The 11,301-nt window shown below is 72.0% G+C and carries 10 protein-coding genes; 4 read left to right on the forward strand and 6 right to left on the reverse strand.

The annotated features are described in order from the left end of the window. The first annotated feature begins 61 nt into the window (after nt 1-61). A complete protein-coding gene (locus tag ACF1BN_RS16230) occupies nt 62-727 on the forward strand; it encodes a tellurium resistance protein (protein WP_392332266.1) in 666 nt (221 codons plus the stop codon). 137 nt (nt 728-864) lie between these two features. Then, complete coding sequence (locus ACF1BN_RS16235) at nt 865-1,788, forward strand: membrane dipeptidase (protein ID WP_392332267.1); 924 nt, start codon at nt 865-867, stop codon at nt 1,786-1,788. Between the two features lie 67 nt (nt 1,789-1,855). Here ACF1BN_RS16235 and ACF1BN_RS16240 read toward each other — a convergent pair whose 3' ends face one another. After that, nucleotides 1,856-3,190, reverse strand: a complete 1,335-nt coding sequence (locus tag ACF1BN_RS16240; RefSeq protein WP_392332268.1) for a UDP-glucose dehydrogenase family protein — start codon at nt 3,188-3,190, stop codon at nt 1,856-1,858. Between the two features lie 126 nt (nt 3,191-3,316). Here ACF1BN_RS16240 and ACF1BN_RS16245 point away from each other — a divergent pair, with 126 nt between their 5' ends. Then, nucleotides 3,317-4,489 carry an acyl-CoA dehydrogenase family protein gene (locus ACF1BN_RS16245; RefSeq protein WP_392332269.1) on the forward strand — a complete coding sequence of 391 codons (1,173 nt, stop codon included), beginning with the start codon at nt 3,317-3,319 and terminating at the stop codon, nt 4,487-4,489. 46 nt (nt 4,490-4,535) lie between these two features. Here the strand turns inward: ACF1BN_RS16245 and ACF1BN_RS16250 are convergent, their stop codons facing one another. From ACF1BN_RS16250 to ACF1BN_RS16265, 4 genes are all read right to left on the reverse strand, one after another. After that, complete coding sequence (locus ACF1BN_RS16250; RefSeq protein WP_392332270.1) at nt 4,536-5,051, reverse strand: hypothetical protein; 516 nt, start codon at nt 5,049-5,051, stop codon at nt 4,536-4,538. Nucleotides 5,052-5,055: 4 nt separating this feature from the next. Next, the gene (locus ACF1BN_RS16255) at nt 5,056-6,864 is read right to left on the reverse strand and encodes an alpha/beta hydrolase (protein WP_392332271.1); all 1,809 of its coding nucleotides are present in this window, start codon (nt 6,862-6,864) and stop codon (nt 5,056-5,058) included. 8 nt (nt 6,865-6,872) lie between these two features. Next, nucleotides 6,873-7,334, reverse strand: a complete 462-nt coding sequence (locus ACF1BN_RS16260) for a hypothetical protein (RefSeq protein WP_392332272.1) — start codon at nt 7,332-7,334, stop codon at nt 6,873-6,875. A 104-nt stretch (nt 7,335-7,438) separates the two neighbouring features. Next, nucleotides 7,439-8,692 (reverse strand): LCP family protein, encoded by a 1,254-nt coding sequence (locus tag ACF1BN_RS16265; protein ID WP_392332273.1) that lies wholly within the window; start codon nt 8,690-8,692, stop codon nt 7,439-7,441. 119 nt (nt 8,693-8,811) lie between these two features. Between ACF1BN_RS16265 and ACF1BN_RS16270 the strand changes: the two genes are divergently transcribed. Continuing rightward, nucleotides 8,812-9,345, forward strand: coding sequence for an acyl-CoA thioesterase (locus ACF1BN_RS16270; RefSeq protein ID WP_392332274.1), 534 nt, complete (start codon nt 8,812-8,814; stop codon nt 9,343-9,345). 16 nt (nt 9,346-9,361) lie between these two features. On the opposite strand, the gene ACF1BN_RS16275 is transcribed toward ACF1BN_RS16270, so the two are convergent. After that, nucleotides 9,362-10,741, reverse strand: a complete 1,380-nt coding sequence (locus ACF1BN_RS16275) for an LCP family protein (RefSeq protein WP_392332307.1) — start codon at nt 10,739-10,741, stop codon at nt 9,362-9,364. Nucleotides 10,742-11,301: the final 560 nt, after the last annotated feature.

An 11,301-nucleotide genomic window follows, 5' to 3' on the forward strand; every position in this document is an offset into this window, starting at 1 on the left:
TCGTAGCCCACTCGCGGATACTGTGTGGGTCGCTGAAGCTATACGGTCAGGGAGAATTGACGTGGCATCAGACAGGCAGCGCGGGGTCATCCGGCTCAAGCCCAAGGCGCCGGCCGAGAGCTCTCGGCCGCCCCTCCCGCAGGCCTCGGAGCGCACCGGGCGCGAGTCCCTGCTGACCAGGGCTGCCCCGCTCGGTCTCGTTTCCGGCAGGGGCGTCCTCCAGGCCAATCTGAACTGGTCCGCCGCGTCCGGCGCCGACCTCGACCTCGGCTGCCTGGTCGAGCTCGCCGACGGCTCCGTCCACGTCGTCCAGGCGCTCGGCAACTCCTTCGGCGCGCTCGACGCGCCCCCGTACACGCTCCTCGACCAGGACGACAGGACCGGGGCCTCCTCGGACGGCGAGACGGTGCGGACGAACCTGGAGCACCGGGCGGGCATCCGCCGGATCCTCGTCTACACCTTCGTCTACGAGGGGGCGGTCGACTTCCGCAGCCTCGGCGCGACGGTCACGGTCACCGCCTCCTCGGGCGCTCTGCGGATCCTCCTCGACGACGCCCCGGTCGGCGCGACGGCCTGCGCGATCGCGCAGATCACGGCCTCCGGCGGCGGCATGGACGTGCGCCGCGAGGTCCGCTGGTTCACCGCGACGCCGTGGGCGAGCAACCAGCAGCTGATCGACCGGGAGTACGGCTTCGGCGTCGAGTGGGTGTGGGCCACCAAGGACTGAGCCGCGACCGCGCCCTCACCCGAACGGCTCACTCCGGCGGGCCCCCGGCCGGGAGCGGCTGGCACGGTGGACGGTACTGCCCCGCCCCCTTGGCGGGGTAGTACTGCATCACCGAGTTCGGAAGTGTGAGTAGTGCGATGGCAGATCTAGACGATCATCCCCCCTTCTCTGCCGCCTCCGGCGCCGTCGGCGCGCTGGAACCCCCGGAGCCACCACCCCCGCCGCTCGACGAGACCGCCCGCGCCCGGGCGATCCTCGCCGCCCAGCCCGTCCTCGAAGGCCACACCGAACTCCCCGCGCTCCTCGACCCCGAGGACCTGCCGCCCGCCCGGGCCGCGGAGGCGGGCGCCCAGTTCTGGTCGCTGCACGTGGACTCCGACGACGGGGCGATCGGCACCCTGCGCCGGCTCGACACGATCCGCGCGCTCGTCGCCGCCTGCCCCGACGACCTGCGCCTGGCCCACTCCACCTCGGAGATGGCCCACGCCCGCAACTGCGGCCGGGTCGCCGCGCTCCTCGGACCGGTGGGCTGGACGGCCCTCGGCGGCTCCGCCGCCACCCTGCGGGCCTACCACGCCCTCGGCGTCCGGGCGGTGAACCTCACCCGCTTCGACCGCTTCGCCCGCGAGGCGGTCCGGGAGATGAACCGCATCGGCCTCGCCGTGGACCTCTCCGGCGCCGACCAGGACACCGTCCGCAAGGTCCTCGCCGTCACCCGGGCCCCCGCGCTGGTCACCCGGGCCGCCCCGGACGCCCTCCCGGACGACGTGCTGCGGCTCCTCGGCGAGAACGGCGCCGTCTGCATGGTCCCCGTCGGGGACGACGCCGCCGCCACCGCCGACCTCCTCGACCGGGTACGCGACGGGGCGGGGCCGGGCTCCACCGGCCTCTCCCGCCTGACCGCCCCGGCGACCGGCTACGTCCCGCTCTTCGCGGAGCTGCTGCGGCGCGGCTGGCCGGCCCGTGACCTGGTCGGCCTGGCCCACGGCAACGCCACCCGGGCCCTGCGCGAGACCGAGTTCCTGTCCCGTACGAACCGGATCAGGCCCGTCGCCGCCTGACCCGTACCCGTCCCGCACGAGGAAGGGGCACCCCCGCGGGGGTGCCCCTTCCTCACGTGCCGGTCCGTCACGCGCGCGGGCGGCCCATCGCCCGGTAGGTCCAGCCGGCCGCCCGCCAGCGCGCGCCGTCCAGGGCGTTGCGCCCGTCGAGGACGACCGGGGAGGCGACGACCGCGGCCAGCTCCGCCGGGTCCAGCTCGCGGAACTCGCGCCACTCGGTCAGGTGCAGCACCACGTCGGCGCCCCGCACGGCCTCCAGCGCCGAGTCCGCGTAGCCGAGGGTCGGGAAGACCCTGCGGGCGTTCTCCATGCCCTTGGGGTCGTAGACCGTCACCTGGCCGCCCTGGAGGTGTATCTGGCCGGCCACGTTGAGCGCGGGGGAGTCGCGGACGTCGTCCGAGTCGGGCTTGAAGGTGGCGCCGAGGACGGCGACCCGCCGGCCCAGGAAGGAGTTCCCGCCGAGCGTCTCGCGGGCCATCTCGACCATCTGGCCGCGCCGCCGCATGTTGATGGAGTCGATCTCGCGGAGGAAGGTCAGCGCCTGGTCGGCGCCGAGCTCGCCCGCGCGGGCCATGAAGGCCCGGATGTCCTTGGGCAGGCAGCCGCCGCCGAAGCCGATGCCGGCCCGCAGGAACTTGCTGCCGATCCGCTCGTCGTGCCCGATCGCCTCGGCCAGCTTGGCGACGTCGCCGCCGGCCGCCTCGCAGACCTCGGCCATCGCGTTGATGAAGGAGATCTTGGTGGCGAGGAAGGAGTTCGCGGCCGTCTTCACCAGCTCGGCGGTGGGGAAGTCGGTGAGGACGAAGGGCGAGCCGTCGGCGACCGGCATCGCGTACACCTCGCGGAGCAGCTTCTCGGCCCGCCCGCCGTCGTCTCCGGGCACGCCGACGACGATCCGGTCCGGGCGCAGGGTGTCCTGGACGGCGAAGCCCTCGCGCAGGAACTCGGGGTTCCAGGCCAGGTCCACGCCCTCCGGCAGCACCCCGGCGAGCCGCTCGGCCGAGCCGACCGGCACGGTCGACTTGCCGACCACCAGCGCGCCCTCGCGCACGACGGCGGCGAGGGAGGTGAAGGCGGCGTCGACGTAGCTCATGTCGCAGCCGTACTCGCCGTGCTTCTGCGGGGTGTTCACGCAGACGAAGTGGACGTCGCCGAAGGCGCCCGCCTCCTCCCAGGAGGTGGTGAAGCGCAGCCGGCCGGTGGAGCCCTCGATCCCGGCGACGTGCCGCGCGAGCAGCTCCTCCAGGCCGGGCTCGTACATCGGGACGCGGCCGGAGGACAGCAGCTCGATCTTCTCCGGCACGACGTCGAGGCCGAGGACCTCGAAGCCCATCTCCGCCATGGCCGCGGCGTGGGTGGCACCGAGGTATCCGGTGCCGATCACGGTGATCTTCAGGGCCATGCGGAACTCCAGGGACGTCGGGCGAAAGTGCCTGACCGAGCATAGTCGTGCCCTGACAGAGGCCCGGTTCACGCCCTACCCTTTGAGTTACTTAACGGTAGTTAGCAAGCGTGGGAGTGAGTGATCGTGGCGGGATCTGCTGAATTCGACCTGTACCGGACCTCCGAGGAGCACGAGATGCTCCGGGAGTCGGTGCGTGCGCTGGCGGAGGCGAAGATCGCCCCGTTCGCGGCGGCGGTGGACGAGGAGGGGCGTTTCCCGCAGGAGGCCCTGGACGCGCTGGTCGCCAACGACCTGCACGCGGTCCACGTCCCGGAGGCCTACGGCGGCGCGGGCGCGGACGCGCTGGCCACGGTGATCGTGATCGAGGAGGTCGCCCGGGTCTGCGGCGCGTCCTCGCTGATCCCGGCCGTCAACAAGCTGGGCTCGCTCCCGGTGGTCCTGTCCGGCTCGGAGGAGCTGAAGGCGAAGTACCTCGCCCCGCTCGCCGCCGGCCAGGCGATGTTCTCCTACGCCCTGTCCGAGCCCGACGCCGGCTCCGACGCGGCCGGCATGAAGACCCGCGCGGTCCGCGACGGCGACTTCTGGGTCCTCGATGGTGTCAAGCGGTGGATCACCAACGCCGGCGTCTCCGAGTACTACACGGTCATGGCCGTCACCGACCCCGACAAGCGCTCCAGGGGCATCAGCGCCTTCGTCGTGGAGAAGTCCGACGAGGGCGTCTCCTTCGGCGCCCCGGAGAAGAAGCTCGGCATCAAGGGCTCCCCCACCCGCGAGGTCTACCTCGACAACGTCCGCATCCCCGCGAGCCGCATGATCGGCGCCGAGGGCACCGGCTTCGCCACCGCGATGAAGACCCTCGACCACACCCGCGTCACCATCGCCGCCCAGGCCCTCGGCATCGCCCAGGGCGCCCTCGACTACGCCAAGGGCTACGTCACCGAGCGCAAGCAGTTCGGCAAGCCGATCGCCGACTTCCAGGGCGTGCAGTTCATGCTCGCCGACATGGCCATGAAGCTCGAGGCCGCCCGCCAGCTCACCTACGCCGCCGCCGCCCGCTCCGAACGCGTCACCGCCGGAGCCGACAAGCAGGACCTCACCTTCTTCGGCGCCGCCGCCAAGTGCTTCGCCTCCGACATCGCCATGGAGGTCACCGTCGACGCCGTCCAGCTCCTCGGCGGCTACGGCTACACCCGCGACTACCCCGTCGAACGCATGATGCGCGACGCCAAGATCACCCAGATCTACGAAGGCACCAACCAGATCCAGCGCATCGTCATGGCCCGCAACCTCCCGTAGGCACGGAAGCGGCCCCCGGCGCGAAGCCGGGGGCCGCGCACCGGCCCTACTCGACCGTCTCGCCCTCCGGCACCTCGTAGCAGCCGGAGACCACGGAGACGTTCAGCTTCGGCGGCTCGTCCTTCGCCCAGTAGGTGATCTTGACGCTGTGCTTCTTGGCGTCGTTGTCGGCCGTGAGGGTGAGGTTCCGGTTCCGGCTGGTGTCGGGCTCGAAGCCGACGACCTTCCAGCCCAGACCGGGCATCGACTGCTTCAGCCGTTCCATCACGCCGTCGAGCGGGCCCTGCTCGGCCGGGGTGAAGGTCCACATGTGGAAGGTGCTGAAGAACTTCTCCGGGTCCTTGCCCGGGCAGGCGTTGGTGACGACGCCGGGCTTGGTGGTCTGCCCCTTCAGGCCGATCAGGTCGTAGATCTCGCTGGACACACCCTTCGTCGTCTCGATGGCCTGATCCGTGCCGCTGATGCCCGCGGACGGGGTCTTGTCTTCGCTCATGCCGCATCCAGTGAGGGTCGTGAGGGTGAGGGAGGCGAGGAGCGCGGCGGCGCCCGTCTTGGTCTTCATCGGTTTAGCGCACTCCAGGGGTGGGGTTCGGCGGCGCCTTCAGTTGCACGTCGTCCGGCTTGCCCGCGACGACCAGCGCCTGGTTCTTCAGGCTCTCGGAACCCTCGTTCCAGTATTCGCTGTGACCCGATCCGTCCGTCTGCATCTGGTTGGCTCCGAAGCGCGGGTCGCTGGGGATCGTGAACGCGCCGTCCCAGTCGGTGCCGCCGTGCCCGAACCGGCCGATGTCCGGGACGAAGTCCCAGTCCGCCTCCTGGTTCCACACGCGGCCCTTGGGGACGTCGAGGTCCTCGGCCTTGGGCACCTGCACACCGGGACTTCCCGCGAAGATGACGTCGTCCGCGTTGAGATCGCCCTGCCGGGCGGCGGAGCCGATCAGCGTGGTGCCGTACGAGTGGCCGATCGCCGTGCGGTGCGGATCCGAGTCCACCGCGCGCGAGGAGTCGAGACCGTCGAGGAAGCGGTTGTAGGCCGGGGCGCCGTCATCCGCGTAGTGCTTGAAGGGCGCGTCCTTGACGATGTCCTGCGGGGCGTCGTAGCCGAGCCAGGTGACGGTGGAGACGGAGCCGTTGTCGGCGCCGTTCGCCGTCACCCAGAGCCGTTCCATCCGCTTGATGTCGCCGTCGATGGACCCCAGGTTCGACGTCGTGCCCGGCACGTACACCGCCTGGTGGTCCGCCGTGTCCGGGTTGCCGTTCGCGACGATCGCCCGGCCGTTCTTCTCCGGGTCGAAGCCGAGGAGGTACGCCTCGGGGCGCCCTTCGACGCCCGTCCGGTCGAAGCGCGCCTGGATGGCGTCCATGCCCTTGAGCGACTTGTTCAGCTGCTCGTAGCGGGCCCCGTACTGCCGGTTCCAGTCCATCCACTCGTCGGTGTGCACCTTGACCGGGTAGCGGCCGGCCGTGATCCACGTCCACTCGTTGGCCGGCGGCTTCGGGATGGAGTTCAGCTCCATCCGGTACTGGCCCGCCTTCTCCGCGAGCACCACCCGGTTCGCTTCGTCGCGCACGGTCGACGGCAGGCCGTCGAGCGCGCCCACGGAGGCCGGGCGCAGGGAGATCCAGGCCTCCTGCTCCTCCGGGGAGAGCCCCTTCCACCAGGCCGCGTTGTCCTTCGGCGCGCCGCTCGCCGGCGGCTGCGGCAGCGACTCCAGGTAGGTCTTGCCGGCGTCGTTGACACCGCCCATGTCGGACTGGGTGTCGGCCCAGTCCTTGTCCGTCACCTTCAGGTCGTCGTCGGCCTTGAGCGCCCGCAGCTTCGGCGCCCACTTCGCGTCGGCGTCCGTGGCCTCCTTCAGCGCGTCGGCGACGCGGTTCGCGTAGTCGAGGGCCCGGCCGTAGTACGGGTTCGGGTGGATGTTGACCGCCTGGCGCTCGATCGCGTCCGAGGTGTCGGTCCCTCCGGGGCTGCCGGTCACCCGGCCGGGGTCGGCCGGCTTCTCCGCGCCGGGCTTCGAGCCCGCGGGGAAGGACACCGAACCGTCCGGGTTCACCGTGCAGCCGCCGGCCTGCGCGTCCGCGAGCGCCGCGTCGAGCTTCCGCTTGGCCGCACCGACGTCGAAGGCGAAGCCGCTCAGCGCCGTGCTCACCAGACCGCACTCGGTCTGCGCGTAGTGGAAGTTGCCCGACAGCTGCTTCAGCTCGGCCAGCGCCGCCTCCGCCGCAGCGCCCTTCACCTCGTGGCGGAGGCCCCCGCTGATCCGCCCGTCGACCGCGTCCTTGGCCGCGCTCGCCATGTCGCCGACGGCCCGGTAGCCGTCGGCGGCGTCCTCGTACTCGTTCTGCTGGAACGACTTCAGGGTCTTCAGGTCCATGCCCGCGGTCACTTCTCCTTGGCCTGGCCGCCGACGGGATCGGTGTCCCCGTACCTGCCCGCGAGCGCGTCGAGCTCCTGCTTGACCGTCTCGTCGGTCTTCGCCAGGTCGTGCCCGGCCGCCTTCAGGAGCCCGCCCAGCGCGTCACAGCGCGCGCTCACGTCGCCCACGTACTTCTTCCAGGACTGGTACAGCTCCTTCTGCGCCGCCGCGCTCTGGATCCCGCCGTCCTCCCCGAGGCCCGCCTGACCGGAGTCCAGCCGGGTCAGGGAGGTCGCGATGCCCTCCTTCAGGCCCGTGACACCGTCGCCGGCCTTCACCCACGCCTTCTTGTCCGTCTTCAGGTCGTCCGAGTAGCCGCCGCCACCGCCTCCGTCCGGCGCGGCGACGGCCTGGTTCAGCCGCATCGCGGTCGGTTCGTGTCCGCCCGCCGCCTCGGCCTTCAGTTGTTCCCATTCGTCCCACGGCACTGTGAAACCTCCCCGTTTCCCCGTTGGATGCTGCGCTCGCCGTCCGTTCGCGGCGGACAACGAAAGAGGCCGGCACCCTCGGCGGGTGCCGGCCTGACGGTACGTCAGCGATTCGACGTCACCGTGACCTTCTGGTCGTTCTTGATCTGCTCGACGAGCTGCTTCACCTTCGGCATGTCCCACTTCAGGGAGCCCTGCGGCGCGCTGCCCGCGATCGGCATGTTCATGGACACGCCGTCGCCCCCGCTGATCCCCTTCATCGCGAAGAACATCTGGCCCAGGTCGTACAGGGACATGTCCTTGTCGACGATCAGCGTGTCGAGGCCGGCGCCGAGGGTCGGGTACAGCGCGAAGGGGTTGAGGATCGTGCCCGGCGTCGCCGCCTGGTTGGCGAGCGCGGACAGGAACTTCTGCTGGTTCTTGGTCCGCGCCAGGTCCGACTCGGCGAAGGCGTACCGGGTGCGGACGAAGGCGAGGGCCTGCTCGCCGTCGAGGGTCTGCTTCCCGGCCTGGAAGTCGGCGCCCGACTTCTTGTCCTTGAAGCCCTTCTCGATGTTCAGCTCGACGCCGCCGAGGGCGTCCACGATGTTCGCGAAGCCGGCGAAGCCGATCTCCGCGTAGTGGTCGATCCGCAGCCCGGTGTTGTACTCCACGGTGCGGACCAGCAGCTCGGGGCCGTCCATCGCGTAGGCCGCGTTCAGCTTGGAGCCGCCGCGGGCCGGGAAGGACTTGCCGGACTCGGAGCCGACGAAGTTCGGGATCGTGACCCAGGAGTCACGGGGCAGCGAGATCATCGTGTTCCCGCTGGAGCAGGAGGCGAGGATCATCATCGAGTCGGTCCGCTTGCCCTCCGCGGAACCGGTGTGCAGCTTCTTCTTCTCCTCGGACGACATGCCCTCGCGGCTGTCGGAGCCGACGATCAGGTACGTCGTGCAGTCGCCCTCGGCCGGCCGCTCGATGACCTTGGACAGGTCGACCTCGTTGCGCATCTGCGAACTGGCCCACGCGTAGGTGCCGACGCCCCACGCGAGGACGCCGACGACCAGCACGATCGAACCGATCTTGATCCGCTTGCGCCAGTCCGGCGCGGGACCGGCGGGACGGGCGCCCGGGCCGCCGGGTCCGGCAGGTCCCCCCGGACCGCCGGGCCCCTGGCCCGCACCCTGCGGGGAGCCGTAGACCTGTCCGGAGCTGTACCCGGAGTCGTACCCCGTGGCCTGCGCCTGAGTGAAGTTCGGGTTGTACGCCTGCCCCTGGTCGTACCCCTGCTGGTACTGCGGGGACTGCTGTTCCTGCGGTCGTCTCCGCACGTGCCGCATCGGGCGGGCGCCCTCGGGCTGCTCAGGCCACTCATTCATGCGGACCAGTGTGCCGGTCTCCGCTTTCCGGGGGACAGGCCGGGTGGAAAATAGGACCGGTGCTGTTGCGAAGCTGATGCAAAGCGGACAACGCCGATACCCGGCATAAGGTGGAGGACATGACAGAACAGGGCCACATCCCGGGCAAGCCCACCTCGGCCTCCCGCACCACCCTCAGCCACATCATGACCAGCCACGACACCAACCTCCTCGGCACGGTGCACGGCGGCGTGATCATGAAGCTGGTGGACGACGCGGCGGGCGCCGTCGCGGGCCGCCACTCCGGGGGCCCGGCCGTGACCGCCTCGATGGACGAGATGGCCTTCCTGGAGCCCGTCCGCGTCGGCGACCTCCTCCATGTGAAGGCCCAGGTGAACTGGACCGGCCGCTCCTCCATGGAGGTCGGCGTCCGCGTCATGGCCGAGCGCTGGAACGACACCACCCCGGCGACCCAGGTCGGCTCCGCGTACCTCGTCTTCGCCGCGGTCGACGGCGACGGCAGGCCCCGTACGGTCCCCCCGGTCCTCCCGGAGACCGAGCAGGACAAGCGCCGCCACCAGGAGGCGCAGATCCGCCGCACCCACCGCCTCGCCCGCCGCCAGGCCATCCTGGAGCTCCGCGAGCGCCGGGCCGCCGAGGGCTACGAGGACTGACGCCGCCCGTCCGGGGTCACGGGCACACCACCTGGTCCCCGGTCACCGCCTCGAACGGCCCCCGTGCCGGCGCCGTCTCCGCGCGGACCGCCGTGACCCCCTGGTACGACGACCCCACCGTGACCCGCAGCGTCCCGCCCCGCCCCTTCACCGCCTTCAGCTCGGCCCCCGGCAGGGCGGCGGCCAGGGACTTCGCGGACCGGTCCCAGCGGGGGTCGTACTCCACCAGCGTGCGGGTCCGCGCGGGCCCCTTCCCGGACAGCGGGTTCCGGGTGGTGTCGAAGCCGGTGCCGCGCAGCGCGTCGTCCACCTTCCGCCCCAGACCGTCGATCCGGGTCCCGTTGTACACCTGCACCCGGATCGTCCTCGGCGCCACGTCCACCACGACCGCCTTCGGCCCCTTCCGCTCCGCGGACGCCTGCCGGGTGGCCAGCGGCCGGTCCTCCCGCACCGCCGCGAAGAGCTTCTGGGCCTTGTCCGGGTCCCACTTCACCGTCGACCCGACGCCCTTCACGGGGAAGTCCATGTCCCTGACCGGCACCGACACGAACTCCGACGACGCCGGGGTGAAGCCGCGCATCGCCTTGGCCAGCGCCAGCAGCTGGTCCGTGCCGAACCCCTCGTCGGCCCGCACCGAGCCGAGCAGCGTCGTCGCCACCTCCCGGAACCGCACCGGGTTGAAGAGCACCCCGCCGCTGGTCAGCCGGTCCACCAGCGCCGCCAGGAACTTCTGCTGCCGCTGCATCCGCCCGATGTCCGCGGCCCCGTCGATGTACCGGGAGCGCACGTACTGGAGCGCCTGCCCGCCGTCCAGCTCATGCGTGCCGGCCGCCAGCCGCAGCCCGGTGTACGCGTCCTCGACCGGCTTCGCCGTGCAGATCTGCACCCCGCCGACCGCGTCCACGGTCCGCATGAAACTGGTGAAGTCGACCTCCAGATAGTGGTCGATCTTGACCCGGGTCATCGCCTCCACCGTCCGCACGGTCAGCGCGGGCCCGCCCTCCGAGTAGGCGGCGTTCAGCTTCACGGGATGCGCCCGGTGCCTCTCCCCGCTGTTCTGGTCGGTGTGCGCGGGCAGCTCGGCGTACGAGTCCCGGGGCAGCGAGACGACGCTCGCCCGCTCGCGGTCCTCCGAGATGTGCACCAGCAGCACGGTGTCCGTGCAGCGGCAGGGCGCCCCGCCGAGCCGGTACTTCTCCTTCTGCTCGGGCGTGATCCGGTCGCGCCCGTCGGTGCCGACCACCAGCACGTTCATGCCGGTGCCCGCCCGCGGCCGGTTCTTCATGTCCTTGAAGGGGTCGACCCGGGTGATCCCGGTGTCGAGGCCGGTGACCACCGCGTGCCCGATCCCGCCGGCGGCCAGCACCACCACGGAGAGCGCGGTCGCCATCCGCATCCCCCAGCGGGGCCGCCGCCGGGGGCGCCGGGGCGGGGCGGGGCGGGCGCCGCGCCGGGGGACCGGCGGCCGGCCGGCCGTGCCCGGCGTGCGGGGCGGACGGGGCGTGCGGGGCGGTGTGGGCACGGACGGACACCTCCGCGGCTGGGACAGGGGGACCGTGAGCACCGTAGGCCCATACGATCAGTCGCCAGGGTCATCGCCCCCGGTGGCGCGCGTCGGTGTCCCCCGTTCGCGGTAACGCGACCCGTTCGGCGTCCGGATCACACCGGCCCCCGCCATCATGCGCGGGCACCGGGGCTCCGGCTTCCTCACCGGGCCTCCGCGCCCTCGCCAGGAAGGCCGTCGCGAGCCGCCGCCCGGCGGTCGGGACGGGCGGGACCGAGACGGTCCGACCCCCGGCGGCCCCGCGCGGACACGCGACCGGACACGCGGCCGGACGCACGCCGGGGGGGGGGGGGGCCCCCCGGCGGGGGGGGGCCCCCCCCCCCCGGGCCCCCCCCCCCCCCCCGGGCCCCCCCCCCCCCCCCCCCCGCGACCCCGGAACCCCCCACCACACC

Origin of the sequence: Streptomyces sp. NPDC014861 (genome assembly GCF_043081625.1) — a bacterium.
Taxonomy (GTDB): Bacteria; Actinomycetota; Actinomycetes; order Streptomycetales; family Streptomycetaceae; genus Streptomyces.